A 19,898-nucleotide genomic window follows, 5' to 3' on the forward strand; every position below is an offset into this window, starting at 1 on the left:
GACAGCCGCAAATGCGCCCATGAGATGGCTGGCGATGACCCTTGGCCTGCTCGCCCTGCACCCCGTGCACGCTTCGCCGCTGCAGGTAGCAGCCTGGACGGGAACCGCGCCCGTGGTGGACGGCCGGCTGGATGAGCCGTTCTGGCAAGGCATGCCGCCGTTGGGCCGATTCATGCAGGCCGCGCCCGTGGCGGGCGCGGAGCCGACCCGGCAGACGACGCTCTTCGTGGCGCACGACGGCGCCACGCTGTACGTGGCCGTGCGCGCGCAGGAGCCCACTGCCGCCGCCTTGGTGGCGCGCACCCTGCGCCGTGATGGCGAGACCATCGACAACGACGACCACGTGGCCATCGTGCTGGACCCGCAGGGCACCGGGCGCAATGGCTTCGTGTTCCGCGTGAACGCGCTGGGCGCCAAGCGCGACGGCTTGATTGCGGACGGCTCGGTCACCCGCGCCGACTGGGACACGCTGTGGGACGCTGCGGTGCAGATGGACGCGCAAGGCTGGACGGTGGAGGTCGCCATTCCCCTGTCCGCTCTGGCCGCGCCCGCGGATGGCAGGGCCTGGGGCTTCAACGTGGAGCGCCACGTGGCGGCCAGCGGTGAGCGCATGCGCCTGTTCGGTGCCACGCCGGAGCGCGAGGTGGACTCGCTGACCGATGCGGGCCGGCTCGCGGGCGTCGTGCCCGCCCGGCAGGGCTGGGGCCTGCGGCTGCGGCCGGCGGTGCGCTGGTCCACCGGGCGCACGGCGGGGCACCGGTCGGCGGGGCGGCTCGAACCCTCGCTGGACGCCACCCTGGGCGTCACGCCCACGCTGAGCGCCACGCTGACCATCAACAGCGATTTCTCCGACGCGGACCTGGACGACCGCGTGGTCAGCCTCTCCCGCTTCGAGCTGTTCAGGCCGGAAAAGCGCAGTTTCTTCACCCAGGACGCGGGGCGCTTCGGCTTTGGCGGGCTGGACGTGGAGGAGCCGGTGCTGGTGCCGTTTTTCTCGCGCCGCATCGGCCTGGGCAGCTCGCTCGATGCGGGGCTCAAGCTGTCGGGCACCGCCGGGCCCGTAGAGCTGGGCGCCTTCGCGGTGCAGGTGCCCGGACGAGGCGGCGGTCCTTCGGCACGCATGGCCGTGGCGCGGGCGGCCATCGGGCTGGGCGAGAGCCAGCGCGTGGGCCTGGTCGCTACCCAGGGCACGCCCGAGGGCTTGGGCCGCAACCGGCTGCATGGCTTGGACTACCAGTTCCGCAGCACGCGCTTCGCGGGCGAGCGCACCCTGGAGGCCTACGCCTGGACGCAGCGCTCGGACGATGAGGCGCAGGGCAGCGGCACGGCCCATGGTGCGAGCCTGCGATTCCCGAACGTGGGCCTCACCGGGCAACTGGACTGGTACGACATCGGCGAGGCGTTTCGCCCGGCGCTGGGCTACGTGCGCGAGACGGGCGTGCGCATCACCGATGCGAGCATCGGCTGGCGACACCTGGGCACGCACGGGGCCAGCCTCATCACCAGCGTGCATGCGGGTGGCCGCACGCGCCACGACGGCACCGAGCGCGGCCGTTACGCGGGCCTGAGCCTCGAATGGTTCAACACCCGGGGCGACTACCTGCTGCCCGAGTTCTACGTGGAGCATGACCGCCTGGCCAAGCCCTTCGAAGCATTGCCCGGTGTGCAGCTCGCGGCCGGCGAACACCGCTTCGGCTACGCAGTGCTGTCGGCAGGCGCCTCGGCGTCGCGCGCCTGGTCGGGCGAAGCTTCACTGCGCGCGGGCGGCTTCCACGACGGCCAGCTGAACGAGCAGACCCTCAAGCTCACGTGGCGGCCCCATCCGCGCTGGAGCGTGGGCCCGGGCTGGGCATGTCATCAGCTGCAGGCAGGGGACCGCTCATTCACCGCCCGCACGGTGTCCTTGCGCCTGGAACACACGCCAAGTACACGCAGTGCCCAAAGCCTGTCGCTGCAGCACGACAACGTCTCACGCCAAACGCTGCTGGGCCTGCGGGCCCGGTGGGCGTTGGCCCGGGGACAGGAATTCAGGCTCGCCATCGACCGCACGAACTTCGGGCCAGCCCAGACGGCCGCCACGAAGGCGCCGAGCGACTACCGGGTCACCGCAGCCATGCGCTGGGCCCTGGAGCGCTGATGGGGCGCGGGTGTTCCCATCGATCACAGGCGCGGTACGGCACGCGGTGCGGGCCGACCGTGAAGAGCGCTTTCCGGCAGGCCGACTGTGCGTTGGCGCTTGCGGCTGCGTCACTCGCCGCGGCTGGCGCGCATCAGCTGGAACTCGAACACCGCCAGCGACGCCATCTCGTCGAGCAGGCTGTTGACGCTCACGCCGCGCTCGCGCGCCACCTCGCGCAACTGGCGCGCCTTGTCGGCGGAAATGCGCAGCGTCAGCCGCGCCGGCTCCTGCGCCTCGCACGCCGGCGGCTCGCGCCGGGCACACGCACGCCAACGCGCGGGATCCGCCGCTGCCAGTTCCCGCTGCGCGTCCATCAGTGCTTGCCGGCCGCTTCGGCGCCGCCGCACGTGGCAGCCGAGCACAGTCCGTACAGCGTAAGCGCATGCTCGCGCAGCTCGAAGCCCATGGCCTCGGCCACGGCGCGCTGGCGGTCCTCGATCGCGGCGTCGTGGAACTCCTCCACGCGGCCGCAGCGCACGCACACCAGGTGATCGTGGTGACTGCCCTGCCGCAGTTCGAACACGGACTTGCCGTTGTCGAAGTTGCTGCGCGAAAGCAGCCCGGCCTGCTCGAACTGCATCAGCACGCGGTACACGGTGGCCAGGCCGATGTCCGCGCCGGCGCCCATCAGTTCCCGGTACACGTCCTCCGCGCTGAGATGGCGGGCGCTGGACTGCTTGAAAACGTCGAGCACCCGCATGCGCGGCAGCGTGGCCTTGAGGCCGCTGCCCCTGAGATCGTCCACCTCGCCTGGCGCGGGCGGTTGCTTGCTCATCGGTCTTCCTTCCAAGTGCTGCCTGCGAGAGGCCCAGGCGTCCCGTGCCCTCAGGGCGGTCTCGGTGGCCTGATGCGCACGGCCGGATCATTTTACTCGCGAATGATTCTCGTTTGAAAAATGTCCCCAACCTCTTGCGAATGCGAATGCTTCGCATTAACCTGACTGGGAACGGGTGGCCGGCGTGACGGCGTCATCCGCAGGTAGGGACTTCACAGGGAAAGACACGGGCATGTGCGAGAGGGATCAACAGTCGCAGGGCGTCGCGGTGCTGAAGCCGGCGGGAGCGCTGAGCGTTGCCGGCATCTCGGGCTCACGCCGCAAGCGGCTGTGGGAGCTCGGCGCGACGGCCTTCTGCCCCGTCATCGGCGTGTGCCTGCCGATCGCCGCGCTGCGCAGCTTGGTGGAGAAGGTGCTGCGCGCGCCGGCGCCCGCCAGCGACTACGAGCTGCACTGCTGCACGATCAACGAGTGCAAGCAGCGCACGCCGGTGGCCGAGCGGCTGCACAAGGAACTCGACGCGCGCTACGCGCTGGCGGTGCGCCAAGCCGCGGCCTGCAAGAGCACCGAGGCGCTGGCGCAGTGGTGGGCGCTCCAGCGCCGCGCGGGCGACCAGCTGCCCGGCGCGCTGTGGGCGGTGCTGACCCACCCGCGCTGCGACACGCCGTGCGCGGACGCCGTCCTGGCCGACGTGCACATGCTGCAGCACCAGGTGGGCGCCGCGCAGCGCGTGGACCTCGCCCGCCATGCCGAGCTGCAGGCACAGCATGCCGCGCTGCAGCGTGAGAGCGCCCTGCTCCAGGAGCGCTGCGCGCAGGCGCTGACGGACAAGAGGGCCTTGATCGAGCGCCAGGCGGCGGAGCTGGTGCGGCTGCGCGCCGAGCTCATCGGCCGCGACACCGTCATCGCCGGCCTGTGCGAGCAGTTCAAGGCGCTGGAGGCGTCGGTGCCGGGACTCAGGACGCGGGTGGAGCAGGCCGCGCAGATCACGGCCCAGCTCGCGCGCATCCAGACGCTCGAACGCCAGGCCAGCCATTGGCAGCAGCGCGCCGCCGAGCTGCAACAGTGGCGCCAGGCGCAGGAGGAGCGCCTGGCACAGGGGACGGCCGCCGGGACGCCGCCCGCCCCGGGCGCCGAGGCGGACATCGAGGCCGCGCAGCTGCTGCGCGAGAAATCCGTGCTGTGCGTGGGCGGGCGCTCGGGCAGCGTGCCGATCTACCGCCGGCTCATCGAGCGCACGGGCGGGCGCTTTCTGCACCACGACGGCGGCGAGGAGGACAGCTCCGCGCAGCTCGACGTCAACCTGGCCGCGGCCGACCTCGTGATCTGCCAGACCGGTTGCATCAGCCACGACGCCTACTGGCGCGTCAAGGACCACTGCAAGCGCCACGGCAAGCAGTGCGTGTTCGTCGAGAAGCCCAGCGCTGCCAGCCTGGCGCGGGAGCTGCGCGCCATTCGGGTCGTGCCGGCCGCTCGGGACGCGGCCGGGCCGGTACGCGTCGAATCGGCCCTGGAGCGCTGAGCGCCATGCCGCACGCCTGCAACGCCGCGCCCAGCCTGGAAGCGCTGTTCGCCGCCACGCTGGCGCTGATGACGCGATGGGCCCAGGCCGCAACGCCCACGGGCGGCGAAGCTGCCTGCGGCCACCGCTCCCTGCTGGCGCGCAAGATCGTCTCCAACCTCTTATTCCTGCAGCACCACCCGCAGGCGAGCGAGCAGTTCCGCCAGATCGTGGCCAACGTGCACCGGTCCTGGCAGGACGTGGCCTGCGCGGCGCAGGCCGGCATGCCGGCCCTCTCGCCACGGGCGCTGACGCCCGGGCATTCGCTGCACTGACCCGCATTCATCCTTTCACCGGAGTCCGGCCATGACCGAACCAGCACGCGCCGTGGGCGCTGCGAGTGTCCCGATGCCTTCTTCACTGCGGCGCGCCGGGCGCGTGCGCCGGGTGGCACGGGAGCGCTCCCGCGCCGTGGTGGAGTGGCTGCTGCTGGCCGCCATCGTGGCGGCCGTCTACGCCTTCGTGCCGGTGGCCGCATGAGAGGCGGCGGTACCCAGGCGCCTGAGAGCGCGGCCACGCTCGAACTGTGGCATCGACTGGGCATGCAGCTGCGCCTGGCGCTGTACGCGGACGACCCTCGCCTGGTGGCGCGCTACCTGTCCTGCGGTGAAGCCCTGGTGGCGCGGCACGGCCACTCACCCTGGCAGGTGCACGACCGCATGCTCAGCCTGCTGCTGACCACGGCCTACGACACCCTGCTGCCCATCGTCTGGCGAATGACCTGCCTGGACGCGTGCAGCCGGCCCATGAGCGCGCTGGGCGCGCTCGTGTGCGACGACGCCAGCGCCGCGCGGCTGCGCATCCTGGCCCGGCGCCTGGCCTCGTTCTCCTGCAACCCCGCCGACCCGGAGCGTGCCGCGTGACAGCCCCCGACTCTTCGAGCGCCATGTTTTCTGCGCAAGGGCATGCCCTGCCGGGCCTGCCGCATGGCGCGCCTCGGAACCAGCGGCTCCTCGCGGTCGAGCTGGCCCAGGCCTGCATGACGCGCCCCTTGTGGCTGCTGCGCCGGCGCTGGGAACAGCTGCAGATCGACGTGCGTTGCGCGCTGCATGCGGACGAGCCCGTGCGCATCCGCCACTACCTGCTCGGCGGCGGCAAGCTGGCGCGCCTGGGCGTGTTCGGCGAAGTCGGCGTGCAGCTGCACATGACGCAGATCCTGCTGCAGACGGCCCGTGACCCGGAGCTGCCTTGCTTCTGGCGCAGCGTCTGCCTCGAATGCGTGAGCCATCCACTGCGGCGGTTGCGCACCTTGCTGGGCCAGCATGCGCCTTCTACGCTGCTCGCCATCGAACAGGCCGTCGCGTCGGTTCAATGCAAGCTGCCCCTGGCTGGCAGGGAGCCTGGCCATGGCGTTTGAGGCGCAGTCCGGGAGCATGGTGGACGTCGAGCAGTACTGGCACCAGCTCATGCAGCAGGGTACGGTGCTGCTCGAACATGACGACGTGGTGGGTGCCCTGGTCAGCTTCGAGCAGGCCTGCATCCTGGCGCGTTCGCTGGCCGACCGCTGGGATGACATCGACGATGCGTTGGCTGCCGTGGTGGCGAGCCACTTGGGCTTTTCCGAGGCACTGGAGCGCGCATGGCGCATTGACGATGCCGCCTGCGCGCTTTGCGAGGCGCACGGCGTGCTGCTGCAAGCCAGCCGTGACGCCACGCTGACACCGCCCGCCCGACTATGCGCGCTGCGCCATCTGCGCGGGACCACGGCTGCGCTGTTGCGCTTTCAACTGTCGCACGGCGTGCGAGCGGACATGGAGAGCGGCATGCATGAGGCGTGGAACTGTGCTGCGCAGCTGGCGCCCGCTGCAGGCATGCAGCCGCTGCCGATGACATTGCATTGAGGCTTGCGCGAGCATGCGCGCCTTCATGGTGAAGTGGCGCGATAGCTCAGTCGGGAGATGGCGTCCACAGGCCGCTTTTCTGTTTCGCGCCCATGCCTTGACGGCGAATGGGAGCGACCCACAGTCGCGCGCGGCGCTTCTTCCACCAGACATAGACGCCGGTGACGCTGAGCAGCCCAACGCCCAGGCCGAGCAGCGAGATGAACACCTTCATCGGCACGCCGCCCAGTCCGGCCATGTGCAGCACGTGCAGCCAGGAGGTGATGGTGTCCCCTGCAGCCTTGCCCGTGGGCAGATGGCTGCCGAGCAGGCGGCCGTCGGTGGCGTCGAAGCTCACACTGGTCTGGACAGCTTCGGAGGCGATGTCGAGGCTGCTGCCTACCCGGTAGCGGAACACGCCGCGTTGCGCGTCATAGCCGAGGCTGCGCTCGAAGTGCACTGAAAAGCGTTCGCTCCGGGCCAGCGCTGCCATGTGCTGCCGGCCCGTCTGGAGTGCCTGGGTCCATTCCATGGCAGGCTGGGCATGCGCTGGCTGGTGCTGTGCCCGTACCTGTTCGGCACGCTGCGTCGCAAAAATGGAGCGCATCACCGGCTGGTAGACCTCGCCGAGGTTGAACGACACGCTGCTCCATGCCAGGACGAACAGCATGATCCAGGGCCACAGGCCCCCTGCCCGATGAAGGTCCAGGTTGAGCTTGTAGGCGCCACCACTCCAGCGCACCCGCCATGCCGACGCCCAGCGCGCCCACCAGCCGCGATTGCCGCCGCGCTGGGTCCGGCGAGCGGGCAAGGTGAGGTAAATGCCGACGAAGCAGTCCAGCGTCCACAGCAGCGCAGCAAGGCCCATCACGTAGGCACCGGCCGTGCCCAGGGCCAGCTGGAAGTGCAGCCGGTAAATGAAGGGCATGAGGTTCACCAGCCCGTGCTCGATGGCGCCCCATTTGCGCTCGCCCAACACGGCGCCGGTGTAAGGGTTGACGAACACCTCGTCGAAGGGCAACTCGGCTTCCTTGCCGGTGCGGGCGTCCCTCGGACCATCCAGATGAAAACGCAACGCCCTGCCCTGCTCGACCTTCAGCGGCACGTAATGCACCAAAGCCGGTGTGTAGCGGGCCTGCAGCCGCTCTCGCAGCACCAGCGGATCAAGCGGCTGGGCCTGAGGTGCCGGAGGATGGACCTGCAGCAGTTCGGGGCTGATGGCCCGGTCGAGCTCGTGATACCAGGCCAGCAGCGCGCCGGTCACACCCGCGATGAGCAGGAAGGCGGCCAGGGCCAGGCCGACCCAGCGGTGCACCAGCACCGCCAGCGGCCGCATGGGGCGCAGGCTGCCCTTGCCGAGTCGATACATGGCGAGCCGGCGCCGACTCAGAACTTCCAGCGCACGGTGGCCAGCAGCGAGCGCGGCGCACCCGGATAGGTCAGGTTGCCCTGGGAGTCGTGGTAAGTCTTGTCGAGCACGTTCTTGACGTGGACCGCTAGGTCCCAGGCGGCGCCCTGCGGCTTCCAGTAGGCCGAGGCGTCCAAGCGCACGTAGCTTGGCAGCGTCCAGCTGTTGGGCAGCTCCGCCTCGCGGCGGCCCACGGCGAAGGCGCCCACGCCCAAGCCCAGGCCGGGGACCGCGGCGATGTCGTGGCGCACCCACAGGCTGCCCTGGTGGCGCGGGGTGTTGACCAGCCTGTCACCCTGCGACGGCGCATCGCCGATCGACACGAAGGCGTCCAGCCACGCGTAGCTGGCGATCACGCTGGTCTGCTTGTCCAGTCGGAAGCTGGTGTCGAACTCGATGCCGCGCACGGTCTGCTCGCCACTGAGCCGGTTCTTTTCGGTGTCGTCCACGATGACGGGGACGGCGACGTTCTGCTTGCGGATCTCGAATGCCGTCACCCCGGCCACCACGCTGTCGTCCTCGGCCGTGTACTTGTAGCCCAGTTCCCACTGCTTGCCGCGCTCGGGCGCGGGCGACACCCCGGGCGCCAGCGAGCTGTAGTTGGCCGACTGCGGCGCGAAGCTGCGGCCAAGGCTGGCGAACACCGAGGAGGTCGGCGTCCAGCGGTAGAGCACGCCCAGGCGCGGCGTGGTCTCGGACTCGCTGAAGCGCGTGTCCGTTTCGCCGTCGATGGCCACGTCGCGCTGCTCGAACCGGGAGTGGCGCAGGCCCGCCAGCAGCCGCCAGTGCTCGCCGATCGAGACCAGGTCCTGCACGTACAGCCCGTCGCTGCGCACGTCCGTGCGGTTGCGGTCGTTCGGGCCCAGGGGGCGAGCGTACTGGCCGTACACCGGCGCGTAGATGTCGATGGCGTAGCTGGAGCTGCGGTCGCGGCGGAAGTTGTAGCCCTCGTCGCGGTCGATGCGCTCGGCGCCGGCCACGAGCGTGTGGCGCAGCGCCCCGGTGACCGCATCGGCGCGCACCTCGGCGAACGTGGTGGTGTACTTGTAGTCCGAGGTCACGAACGTGTACTGGCGCCGCAGCGTGCGGCCGTCGGGCTGCAGGTTGCGGTGCTGCACGTTGTCGCGCACGTCATCGACCCGGTAGATGTTGACCCCTGCGCGCAGCGTGACGGCATCCGTGAGCCGGTGGCTCACCAGCGCCGACAGGTCGGTCTGCTCGAAGTCGTAGCGGTCCCGCGGCTCGCCCAGGAAGCGCTCGCGGGGCAGCTTCAGCACCACCGGTCCCATGCTGTTGAAGAAGCCGCGGTCGGGCGTGTTGCGGCTGTCGAGCCGGTAGGCCGAGAGCTCCACGCGGGTGCGCGGCGTCAGGTCCCAGTCCACCGCCAGGCCCAGCGTGTCGTGCCTGCTATCGACGTGGTCGCGAAAACTGTCGGCCTGCTCGTGGGCGCCGGTGAGCCGCATGCGCAGCGCGCCGTCGTCCGCGCTGGACCAGCCCAGGTCGAACTCGGGCCGCACCAGGCCGTACGAGCCAGCCGTCATGGCCACGGACGACACGGGCTTGCGCGTGGGCCGCTTGGTCACGTAGTTCACCACGCCGCCGGGCTCCAGGTCGCCGTAGGTCACGGAGGCGGCACCCTTGATGACCTCGATGCGCTCGATGTGTACCGTGTCGGTGAACGACGAGTAGAAGTTGCGCCGGAAACCGTTCCACAGGCCCATGTCGGCCTGGAAGCCGCGGATGCGGTAGGTGTCCGTCAGCCCGAGGTAGGCGGGGTTGCGCGTGACGGCGCTGACGTTGCGCACCGCATCGGCCGGGCGCAGCACGCCCTGGTCCTCGATCACTGCGCGGGGGATGCTGGTGCCGGCCACGGGCAGGTCCATCGGGTCGGCCGGCAACCGGGCCGCCGCGGTGCTGGAGGCGCCGACGTAGCGGCTCACGGTGTCCTTGCCGGCCCGGACCACGACGGACTGCAGCTGCGCGTCGGGCGTGTCGGCAGCAGGATCTTGCGCACTGGCATCGATGGCAAGGACCGAGGCCAGCGCAAGCACGGCGAGCTTGAAGCCGTCTGCGCGTTGAAGCTGAATGAACATGATTCTTCTTGAAGTGGTTGAACGCGTGGTGCAGCGGCCAAGACAACCGCGGCCGTGGGCGAAGCCGTGCCAGGCGGGCAGAGCGTGGTTGCGCGCGGCAAGAAAGGTGAAGCGGCCGCTATTGCTCAGAGGTCGTAGCGCAGCGCGACACCGACCTTGCGCGGGGCGCCGACGTCAGCCGGACCGCCGCTGCGGTTGTTGGTGACGTACTTCTCGTCCAGGAGGTTCTTGACGTAGAAGCTCAGCGTCGCGCCCTTGGTCATTCGGTACTCGGCGTTGAGGTTGAGCAGCGTGTGGCTGTCGCTGCGGCGCACGCCCGAGACGTTGCCACCGGCATCGAACAGGTACTGCGAAGGAGCGCTGTCCTGGCGTACCACCACGGCATTGACGAACAGGCGGTTGGCAAAGCGGTAGCCGGCTCCCAGGCTCACCTTCACGCGCGGCGCGTACAGGAAGCGCTGGCCATCGAGGCGGCGGCCGTCGCTGTCGGTGAAGTCCTTGTAGCGGGCATCGTTGTACGACATGCCCGCGCTCAGGCGCAGTGCCTTCGTGGCGTCGTAGTCGGCGGCCAGCTCCAGGCCCTTCATGCGGCTGCGCGCGGCGTTGTGCACCTCGAAGAAGCTGCCCGTGCTGTCGAGCACGCTGACCTGCTGGTCCTTCCAGTCGGTGTAGTAGACGTTGGTGCTCGTGCGCAGCCGCTTGTCGAGCCATGCGCCGCGATGGGAGAGCTCGTAGGTCAACGTGTACTCAGGATCGTAAGGATCGTGGCCCGAACCGGCGCGGACGTTGACGCCGCCGCTGCGGTAGCCCTTTTGCACCTGCGCGCCCACTTGCTGGTTCGCCGCCACTTCGTAGCTCAGGCCCACTTTGGGCAGCGCCGCGTTGAACGAATTCGAAACGGCGTTGGGCGCCGAGAAGTCATCCTGCACCACGTTGGTCTGGTTGCGCTCACGGTCGTAGCGCAGCCCGGCAATCAGCTCCCAGCGCGGCTGAAAGCGCCAGTTCACCTCGCCGAAAACGGCCCGGCTGTTGACCTTCGTGGCACCGACTACGCCGCCGAACGCGCTGCCGTCGACATCGAGCTGGTCGTTGAAGTCGTTGGTGGCGCGACCTGCATAAAGGCCCACGTGGCCGCGTACCGTCGCAGACCGGTAGCCCAGGCGCAGTTCCTGGTTCACGAGCCGGCTCTTGTGCTTGCGAGCCACTTCCCAGCGATCGTCCGGGCCTTCGTCGAAGTCCAGCAGCGCGTCATACTCGGAACGCGTGTTGGAGGTGATGCTCGTCAGCGTCCAGGTATCGTTGAGGTAGTAGTCGAGCTTGAGGGAAACGGTGTCCTGCCTGATGCGGTCAAAGGCGTCGGTGTTGAGGAACAGCCGGTAGTACTGGGGAACGTCGTCGTCGAGCACCACGCCGTTGGCACCCTGGCGGCTTTCCGTGTGGGCCAGCGTGAGGAGCATGTCGAGTTGGTCGCTCGGCTGAATCAGCAGCTTGCCGCGCACGTTGGATGCGCGGTGGGCGTTGGCATTCCTGCCCAGTGTCTCGTTGCGGATGTAGCCGTCATCTTCTCGGAAGTCGGCGGCAATGCGGCCGGCCATCAGCCCCTCGACGATGGCGCCGCCACCGGCAACGGCAACGCCGCGTTCACGGTCGCTGCCCGCATTGGCCTGCAGCGCCAGCGACGGCTTGTAGCTGGGATTGCGGGTCTGGACCACGACGGCGCCGGCCAGGGCGTTCCTGCCCTGGACTGTCGACTGCGCGCCGCGGAAGATCTCCACCTGCTCGACGTCCCATAGCAGCCCGGGGCTCAGCGTCAACAGCCTGTGGGACTGGGGCGCGCCATCGACGTAGACCGATACCGCGCCGTTGAGCGTGGCCGGGCCCTGATCGTCGAAGCCGGCCACGGGAACACCGCGGATGCCCCAGTTCTCGTTGTCGGCCTGGGTGTACACCCCCGGCGTATGTGACAGCACGTCAGCCAGCGAGGTGTCTTCACGCTCCCGTAGATCACGGGCCGTGCGCACCGTGACGCTTGAAAGCGTCTCGTTGAGACGCCGCTCGATCTTTTCGCCCTTGACCACCACGGCGGGCAGCTCGGGCGCCTGCGCTTCGTCATCGGCCCACACGGCGGCAGGTGCCGACAGCGCCCCCGCGGCTGCCAGCGCCAGCAAGTGCCGTTGCGTTTGTAGTTGCGCTTGCCTCTTCTTCATGAATGGTTCTTGAGCTCGATTGCAGGGAGGGCCTGGCCGCGACGGCGGTTTCAGTTCAACGATGTGCGCCGGCTTGGCAGAGGCCTGTTCGCCACCATCTCGATCACAATTGTAATGCGAACAATTCGCATTACATCATGCAGCAATGCAAGAGCAACATTCCCGCAACGAAGCCCAAAGCTGCCATGCGACGAGCCGCGGCTGATCCGGGGATACGAACCCTGCGTCGTCATGGCCGACCATGACGGCGCAGACGGCCCTTCGGGCCTGCAGCACTATGCTGCTCAGCGGATCGGCGTAGTGTCAGCGAGTGGCATACACCGGCCAGGGTGAAGTCGGCGTAATCCGGCCAGCAGCGGGTGGTGGCCAAGACGAATGGAGTTGGCCTATACCGGCCTGACCACCGCGTCCGCCGCTGAAGCCGTATCGAGGCCTGACCCCAGGGCCGCCTCGCGAGCTTTTGCTCGATGGAGGTAGGCCCTGTGGGACCCAGGAGGACCTCACGAGCAAGTCTTCGGTGCGTTGCAGCGCTTGCCGCGCGGTGACGTGCGCCCGAGCGCGCCCCGCTTGGACCGGCGACCTACCGTGCAAGTCAGCCTCCGGGGCAACCTGCTTACCACCAGCGGCATCACGCGAATCTCGTGTCGCCGTCTACGAATTGGGCCCTTCCGGCTGGAACAACTGCCACAGCGACGTCGCAGTGAACCATTGCGGCACCGCGTCGGCATGCAGCGTCATTGTTTCGCCCTCGGTGACCTCGGCGATAAGGACGTGCTGTTCGCCGGAGTTGTCGAAGACGTAGGCCCGGTTCGAGGCATCGCAGGCCTGGGCCAGCAAGGCGATGGAGCGCCCATACCGCTGGACGATCTTGTCGCTGGGCACGTCGTGACCGCCCTCGGCCACGCGCTGCCGCACGCGCGCGATGTTGATGTCCGGGTCGGCCGTGGCCACGAAATACAGGTAGGTGCGAAATCCCTGCGCCCGGGCTTCGCGCATGAACGCCACCTTGTCCGGCGACGACATCACCGTCTCGAACGTGAAGGAGACGCCTGCAGCCAACAACTCGCGCCTGATGAAGTCCGCCAGCACGGCTGCGACATAGGAGTTCACGCTCACGCCGCCCAGGGTGAGCTTCGTGCCGTCGAGCCGCAGCTCGGCGATGCGATCTTCCAGTCCTGCCCGCCGCCACAGTGCCGACGCCTGCAGGAAACCATGCAGCCGCTGTTGCAGCCCGTCGCTCAGCCCAAAGTCAGACAGGTCAATGGCTCGCTCGGCCTTGAGCAGTTTCTCGATCTCGTCGGCATTGACGTAGACGCCGATCCATTCCTCACGCAGCAGTTCGCGGATCGTGCTCTTGCCCGAACCGTTGGGACCGGCAAAGACCCGCAGCCGCGGATGCGCCTGGCCCTTCAACGGGCGCTGCGCCGGCGCAGCACGGTGCCGCGCTGCACCACGGTGGCTGCAGGCAGGGCATGCAGCACCTGCACCGTTCCGTCGGCATGCGCCTCGACCAACTGGCCGTCCTGCGCCTTCACGACCTTGCCCAGCCGCTGCAGAGCCCGCTGGTGTGCAGCGCGGCCCGCCTGGGCGGCCAGCTCGGGAAAGCGCGCCTCGGCGTCCTGCATCGCCGCTTCGCTCAAGGGAGCACGGTGTTTCATCGAGGAGTCCTGGGCTGCCATGAGCGAATTGTGCCTGTGCACGACGGCGCTTGCTGCTTGCGGTCCCGGCTAGCTGTGACAGCAGCGAGGTGGAACTCCACCTGGGCAGAAGGCCAGCACGGCAGCGGCTGTGGCTCTGGCAATCGATGGCGTGCAAAACATCATGTCCGACAGCCAGGTGTGACTGGGTCGCCCTGGTATTTCGGCCTCAATACACGCTGCCGCCTTCCTGGGTCGATGTCAGCGCGCCGCCCAAGGCATCGTAGTAGTAGGGCGCGGCATGATCGCTGGGTGTCCACTGTCCCAGGTCGAAGAACTTGGCCGCCTGCGCCGCCATCACCGCCGCAGGGACCTTGTAAACCTGCACGGTGCGGAAGTCCAAGGGCATACGGGCCGCCACGACCGCCGGCGCGATGGTTGGCCGCAGGAAGTACGCAGCATTGGCGCCCACCACGGTGGCACGGCCGCTGTCCACCAGCACGGCGGTCGCCTCGTCCACCCCGATGCCGCGCGTGGCAGCCAGCGTGGTGAGGCCGTCGCGCACCATGCGCGCCAGGAACGTGACCAGACGGCCCATGCGGTCGCGCGTGCGCACGTGCGAGTCGGTCACGGTGGCCTGTAGCCCCGGCAACCCGGTCAGGAAAGCGGTGCTCAGCGTCACCCGGCGGTCGTAAGGGTTGGACAGGGCCTGGGCTGAGGTCACGCTGCCGTTCTCGCCGGTGTAGTCCACGTCACCCAGCACCGCCAAGCCGGCGCTCGTGCCGCCGAAGGGAACCTGCCGCCGCGCCAGCAGGCTGGCAATGGTGCGCTGCAGTTGCGTGCCGGTCCAGTTAGCGATGTAGGTGGACTGGTCGCCGCCAGCAATGAACAGCACGTCGGCACCGGCCACGATGCGGTTGACCTGAGGATCGTTGGCGGCTTCCGGCTTGTTGAGTACCAGCGTCTCGACGGAGTCCACGCCATCCATGGCAACCAGGTACGGGTTGTAGCCATCGGCGCCCGAGGTGCGCAGCACCACCACATCGACCTTGCCACCCAGGGCGCCGCGCGCTTTGGCAATCATCTGCTGGAAGGCTTCGTCCACGTCGCTGCCTCCACCCATGAGCACCAGCAGCTGCGAGGACGGCACCGGCGCCGGCATGTCTGCGGCATTGCCGCTCAGGTAGTAGTCGTAGGTCTTAGCCGAGACGGTGGGCTTGGCCCCGCTACCTGCAACGCCTCCAGCAGCCTGTGCCGGCAGTACTGCGGCCAAAGCCAGGGCCGCTGCGGCAGCCCCCCGCCACAGCAACTGAGACAGCCCGTCCAAGGGAATACGCGACATGACTGCCCTCCTCGATGAGCTCTGCGGAAAGCTTCGAATGATGCCCAAGTGCAAACCAGACAAGACCAATGACTTAACACACCATTCGGTTCGGCTATTGATAACTGACATTATCAGCACTTTGAAAAATCGGTGGCAATTCGACGTTGCGGTGAACGACGTAAGGCAAAAGCATGGCGCCACAAAGGCTTGCACACCGCGCCTGATGCACAGGGCGGGCCGGCCGCCGGGGCGCCACATCAACTCACCTCGCGACGGGAGGCAGCTCTGTGCCGGCTGGTGCTCGGCGTGCGGTCCGCACCCTCACCGGCCTCTCAGGTCAGCGACAAGCCTCGCTCAGCAAGCAAGGCCTTTATGGCTTCCACCATCGGTTCATCCGCCGCAGCCAGGCGTTCGGATGCCTTGAGTGCCTGCAGCACCGCTGCAGCATGCATGAGATGTTGATCCGCTTCGGATGTTGTCGAAGCTGTTCCCATCCTGACCAGCGACACCAGGAGGTCGCGCTGGTAGTCGGCCCGATCGGGCTCGGCCTGCGCCAGGCGCTGGGCGATGGCCAGCGCGTTGGCAAACGCCTCGCGGGCGCGCTCGCCCTGGCCCAGGGCACGGTAGAGGTCGCCCATCTTGTTGAACGACACCGAGAGGTCGCGCTGGTAGTCGGCCCGATCGGGCTCGGCCTGCGCCAGACGCTGGGCGATGGCGAGGTCCTGCTCATACATTTCGCGGGCGCGCTCGCCCTGGCCCAGGGCGCGGTAGAGGTCGCCCATCTTGTTGAACGACACCGAGAGGTCGCGCTGGTAGTCGGCCCGATCGGGCTCGGCCTGCGCCAAGCGCTGGTGCCGCTGCAGCAACGACTCGTATCGCGACAGCGCTCGCGCCGTGGCGCCGAGCGACAGGTGGGCCTGGGCCTCCGTGTCGGCGATGGACGAAAAACCGGGGTGGTCTTCCGGCACCACCTCAAGCATCTCGGCGGCGAGGGATGCGATGGCCACGGATTGCTGGGCGCGGCGCAATGCGGCGAAACACGCGTCGCCGATTTCAATGGCCTGATCGAATGCCTCCCCGGCCAGGAAGTTGCGCACCGCCTCGATCGCGTCACTGAAGTCGGGTGTCTGGTTGGCGACTTGCCACCATCGATAGCGGCCTGCCCGGATGCATCGGCCGTGATGCGCTTGCACATCCGCCTGCGCCAGTCCCTGGGCCGTCCATCGATGCACCACCGCCGTCTCGTCGGGCCGCCGGTGGAGCAGCGACAGGTTTTCCAGTGCCTCGATGGCCTGTTGGGCTGCTGCGACGTCGCCGGGCTGTGCGGGATCGTCGGCCAGCATGCGCGCCAACCCTTCTGCTGAAACCGGCAGGTTCGACACCGACAACTGCAGCAACGCCTCGTCGACGCCGGCCGCCCGAGCCAGTCCCAGCAATTCCTCCAGGAACACGTTGCGTGCGATCAGCAGCTGGGCCGCCTCCAGGCTGCCGTCGAGGTGCCCTTTCGTGCGCGAAGGATCGACGTTCGTGCCTCTGAGCTGCTCCTGGAGCTTGCGGGCGACGCGGTGCAGCCGCTCGCTTTCGGTGTCAGGCGAAGTCTTGCCGCCGCGCAGCAGTGCGTCCAGAAACTCGAGCATGCGCGGGTGGCCATTGATGAGCTTCAGGACGGGCCTCAAGTCTTCCGATGCCAGCTCGTGCAAGGCTGGCAGCCGTAGCGCCAGCTTGCGCACCTCGGCCGGGCTGAGCGGGCCCAGCGTGACGCGATGCAGCCAGTGCTCGGTGCCCGGGACCGGATGGCGGCAGGTGACGAGCAGCCGGCCGCGCCGCGCACTGGACGCCAGTTTGGTCAGCGCGGCCTCGACATCAGGATCCAGGAAGGCGCTTCCACCTGGACCCAGGTTGCGCTCAAAGTCGTCGAGTACCAGCAGCAGCGGCTGCTCCGCCAGGGCCTTGTGGACGAGCCTGGTGCGCTCCGCGTCGTTGAGGCTGCCGGCCAGGAAGCGCTGGCCCAGCGCCTGCGCATCGCTGCCTGGTGCGTCACGCAGCGCCGCGCCGATGGCCGTGAACACGTCCGCCAGGCTGAAGCGACCGGCATGCACGGCGACCAACGCGCCCTGCTCGGCCTGGCGCACCATGACCCGCCCGGCCAGCGCGCTCTTGCCGATGCCGCCAATGCCGGTGATGACGACTCCCGCGACCCCCGGCGATTTCAGGCGCAGCGCGCGCAGGGCGTCGCGCAGCTCGCGGCGGCGCCCGATCAGGTCGTCCAGGCGCAGCTGCGGCACCGAGCTGACCATGTCGTAGACCGGGCGCTTGCGCAGCGGCTGCCGGGCGGCACCGAAGTCGGCCAGCGGTGCCTCCTCGCCGGCCACGTAGAGCGTCGCCACGGCGTATTCGGGTGGGGCCGCGCCGCTGCCGGCGCGCAGCACCTGTTGCCGCGCGGCTTCGAGCTCCTGCCGGGCCAACGCCAGTGCCCGGCTGGGCCGCAGGTGCTCGCCCGTGGTGAGGTGGGTGTAGAACGCCCGCGCCAGCGCGGTGGCGTAGTCGTCGCTGACGGCCGTCTGCATGGCCACCACGGCCGGTACCCCGGCGCGCAGCAGTTCGAGCGCGAAGCTCGCGGCTCCGCGCTCCCCGTTGCCCTCGGGCACGCCGCCGTGGCAGGCATTGAGCAGCACCAGCGGCAAGGGCCGGCCGATCGGCTTGAGCGGCTTGAGCAACTCGGCTGGCGCCACGGGCAGGGCGCGGCCCTCTTCGTCCTCGAGCTCCAGCACGCCCGGACCACCGTGGCAGGACAGGTGCAGGACATGGTAGGCATCGCTGGCGAAAGCCCCGGCGATCTGGGCGGGGTGGCCCACTTCCAGGATGCGCACCTGGGCGTTGCCGTCCTGGCTCAGCGTCTCGACCGCGTCGAGGATGCCCTGCAGCTCGCGCTCCTGGTCCAGGCTGGCCGAACCTGTCGTGCCCTCGTCGGGTGCTGCCACGGCAACGAGCAGCTTCAGCGGCCCGGCCAGCGGTGCAAACGGCGCGGCCGCCATGCCGAGCAGGCGCCGCCACATCACCAGGCCGTCCACGGTGGCCAGCAGCCGTCCATCGGGCAGGCGCATCGCCTCGAACGGCAGCCCCAGCAGGGCCTGGCCGTCGGCTTCGATGCACACCTCCATGCGCGTCCCGAGCGGGCTGCCCTGATCGATGAGCCCTTGCAAGGCGGCGGCGCTGCCGCCCGGCAGGCACAGGGCAGTCATCGCGCTACCGAGCTCGGCCATCTGCGCCTCGTTGGCGTTGCGCAGGGCCGCCATGCGGCGGTCATCCGCGATGTCGCGCTGCAACGCCGTGCCAAACCCGCGCTCGAAGGCCGTGCACGCCGCCTGCAACCCCGATGGGAGCTGCTCGTGGAGCACGCTGCCCAGCGACTGGCCGGCGTGCAGGACATCGACCTGCACCCCGCCGGCGTCAAGCCCCTTCAACCGGATCAGCACGCGCTGTACGCTGCCGAGCTCCGGCGCTGCCGCAGAGCGTGGACCCGGGCCGCGGGTGCGCAGCGCGTCGGCGATGGCGTCGTATTCGTCGATGCGCCGGCGCAGCAGCGACTCGATCAAGGGCGGCACCACGGCGCCATCGCCGCACAGCAGCGGGATCAGCACCTGGCCGCGTTCGATGCGCGCGAAGATGAGCGCGTCCCACTCTGCCTGCACCCAGCGGCTTTCCAGCGCATGCGCGGAAAACACGATCAGCCCGGCGTCGGCCTGCTCCAGGCCCTCGTTGATCCGGGACACGATGCTCTCTCCCGGGGCGATCTCGTACTTATCCACCCAGGGGTCGAAGCCGCGCTCGCGCAAGGCCGCGGCCAGCGCCAGCACGGCCGGCTTGTCCTTGGACGAATGGCTGATGAACACACGCATGGGTGCAGCCCCGGCGTCGCCGGCTCCCGGTCAGGACGAGCCGGCATTCTGGCCGGCACGCCACGGAGAGCAAGTGAAACAGGTCACCGTCCCGGGAAGCGGCAGGCCGCGCGGGCAGGAGTTTTCACCCACAACTGCAACGACCGAGACACGCCGCACGTCGTGTCCAAACGCTGAACGCGGTCACGTTGCGGCCGGCCTGTCTTCCTTGGCAAGCCACTTCGCCCCGCCCCGCCCTCCTGCCCATTTGACGTAAGGCCGGATGCTTTCATAAAGTAATGACATCGACCACAAACAATCAACAACTGTCGTCAGTGCATGCCGCTTCAAGCAAAGCATATTTACAACGGGAATTCGGCAACGCGCACCCCTGTCTCGTTGACATCACTGCCGCGCAGCGGTCCTAATGATGACCACCCCTTCAATGAGTGGACCTTCCGTAGCATGCAATGCTCCCCGAAGCGGGCCTGCCTATGCGAGCATTGAACGCTGAGTATACGGAGGTCACTTAATGAAACTCCGCGCCGTTAAGGCTTTTTTGCATATTTTTTTGGCAGGTATCTTGGCCGCCTGCGCTAGTAGTTCAGGCGTTTTTCAAGACTCGAGTAATTCCTATCGCATCGCTACCAGAGCAACGTGGGAGCTTGGAGGTCGAATCGGTGCTGTGAAGATGGCACTGAGAGAAGCCACTGACTATTGTGCAAAGCAGGGGCGCACGTTGAAAGTACTTTCGTCGGCAGAGGACTATGGCCATTTTGAAGGGGGTACTGTCGACCTACGCTTTACTTGTGAGTAGGCGCACTCAACCTTGAAGTGCAACACCGAAGTTTGAGTTTGATCGAGTAAGGTCTTGCTCATTTTAGAGAAGTTTGAGGCGAGTCCCAGGGAGGCGCTTATATAGAAGCGGCAAATATTCTGACGCGGGGGGACAAGAGTCCCGGCTGCCCGTCAAGTTTTTGAGCGACTTTCCCTTTGGATTCAGAGCGCGCTCATCT

At 68.3% G+C, this 19,898-nt stretch carries 16 protein-coding genes; 7 read left to right on the forward strand and 9 right to left on the reverse strand.

The window, feature by feature from the left end:
- Nucleotides 1–34: 34 nt before the first annotated feature.
- On the forward strand, nt 35–2,137 hold the full coding sequence (locus FJ694_RS27310; RefSeq protein ID WP_198321022.1) for a carbohydrate binding family 9 domain-containing protein: 2,103 nt from the start codon (nt 35–37) through the stop codon (nt 2,135–2,137).
- A 110-nt stretch (nt 2,138–2,247) separates the two neighbouring features.
- Here the strand turns inward: FJ694_RS27310 and FJ694_RS27315 are convergent, their stop codons facing one another.
- Together FJ694_RS27315 and fur are read right to left on the reverse strand one after the other, a co-directional pair.
- Nucleotides 2,248–2,493, reverse strand: a complete 246-nt coding sequence (locus FJ694_RS27315; protein ID WP_157270706.1) for a hypothetical protein — start codon at nt 2,491–2,493, stop codon at nt 2,248–2,250.
- The gene (fur, locus tag FJ694_RS27320; protein ID WP_157270707.1) at nt 2,493–2,954 is read right to left on the reverse strand and encodes a ferric iron uptake transcriptional regulator; all 462 of its coding nucleotides are present in this window, start codon (nt 2,952–2,954) and stop codon (nt 2,493–2,495) included. The genes FJ694_RS27315 and fur overlap by 1 nt, the downstream gene beginning before the upstream one ends.
- A 232-nt stretch (nt 2,955–3,186) precedes the next feature.
- On the opposite strand from fur, the gene FJ694_RS27325 reads away from it, so the two are divergent.
- The 6 genes from FJ694_RS27325 (at nt 3,187) to FJ694_RS27350 (ending at nt 6,356) form a co-directional block, all read left to right on the forward strand.
- Nucleotides 3,187–4,476, forward strand: coding sequence for a DUF2325 domain-containing protein (locus FJ694_RS27325; protein WP_157270708.1), 1,290 nt, complete (start codon nt 3,187–3,189; stop codon nt 4,474–4,476).
- A gap of 5 nt (nt 4,477–4,481) precedes the next feature.
- A complete protein-coding gene (locus tag FJ694_RS27330; protein WP_157270709.1) occupies nt 4,482–4,790 on the forward strand; it encodes a hypothetical protein in 309 nt (102 codons plus the stop codon).
- Nucleotides 4,791–4,821: 31 nt separating this feature from the next.
- On the forward strand, nt 4,822–4,995 hold the full coding sequence (locus FJ694_RS27335; protein ID WP_157270710.1) for a hypothetical protein: 174 nt from the start codon (nt 4,822–4,824) through the stop codon (nt 4,993–4,995).
- A complete protein-coding gene (locus tag FJ694_RS27340; RefSeq protein WP_157270711.1) occupies nt 4,992–5,378 on the forward strand; it encodes a hypothetical protein in 387 nt (128 codons plus the stop codon). Before FJ694_RS27335 ends, FJ694_RS27340 begins: the two co-directional genes overlap by 4 nt.
- A gap of 128 nt (nt 5,379–5,506) precedes the next feature.
- Nucleotides 5,507–5,872 (forward strand): hypothetical protein, encoded by a 366-nt coding sequence (locus FJ694_RS27345; RefSeq protein ID WP_157270712.1) that lies wholly within the window; start codon nt 5,507–5,509, stop codon nt 5,870–5,872.
- 16 nt (nt 5,873–5,888) lie between these two features.
- Nucleotides 5,889–6,356, forward strand: a complete 468-nt coding sequence (locus FJ694_RS27350) for a DUF2753 family protein (RefSeq protein WP_157270713.1) — start codon at nt 5,889–5,891, stop codon at nt 6,354–6,356.
- Between the two features lie 46 nt (nt 6,357–6,402).
- Here the strand turns inward: FJ694_RS27350 and FJ694_RS27355 are convergent, their stop codons facing one another.
- From FJ694_RS27355 to FJ694_RS27385, 7 genes are all read right to left on the reverse strand, one after another.
- A complete protein-coding gene (locus FJ694_RS27355; protein ID WP_198321023.1) occupies nt 6,403–7,704 on the reverse strand; it encodes a PepSY-associated TM helix domain-containing protein in 1,302 nt (433 codons plus the stop codon).
- Nucleotides 7,705–7,721: 17 nt separating this feature from the next.
- Entirely contained in the window at nt 7,722–9,836 is a 2,115-nt protein-coding gene (locus FJ694_RS27360) for a TonB-dependent siderophore receptor (protein ID WP_157270714.1), read from the reverse strand.
- A 125-nt stretch (nt 9,837–9,961) separates the two neighbouring features.
- Entirely contained in the window at nt 9,962–12,043 is a 2,082-nt protein-coding gene (locus FJ694_RS27365; protein WP_157270715.1) for a TonB-dependent receptor, read from the reverse strand.
- A 651-nt stretch (nt 12,044–12,694) separates the two neighbouring features.
- Entirely contained in the window at nt 12,695–13,456 is a 762-nt protein-coding gene (locus FJ694_RS27370) for an ATPase (protein ID WP_157270716.1), read from the reverse strand.
- Complete coding sequence (locus FJ694_RS27375) at nt 13,453–13,701, reverse strand: hypothetical protein (RefSeq protein WP_232540244.1); 249 nt, start codon at nt 13,699–13,701, stop codon at nt 13,453–13,455. The genes FJ694_RS27370 and FJ694_RS27375 overlap by 4 nt, the downstream gene beginning before the upstream one ends.
- Before the next feature lie 208 nt (nt 13,702–13,909).
- Complete coding sequence (locus FJ694_RS27380) at nt 13,910–15,022, reverse strand: cyanophycinase (protein ID WP_157270717.1); 1,113 nt, start codon at nt 15,020–15,022, stop codon at nt 13,910–13,912.
- 314 nt (nt 15,023–15,336) lie between these two features.
- On the reverse strand, nt 15,337–18,903 hold the full coding sequence (locus FJ694_RS27385; protein ID WP_157270718.1) for a TIR domain-containing protein: 3,567 nt from the start codon (nt 18,901–18,903) through the stop codon (nt 15,337–15,339).
- Nucleotides 18,904–19,898: the final 995 nt, after the last annotated feature.

Source organism: Azohydromonas aeria, assembly GCF_009760915.1.
GTDB lineage: Bacteria > Pseudomonadota > Gammaproteobacteria > Burkholderiales > Burkholderiaceae_C > Azohydromonas > Azohydromonas aeria.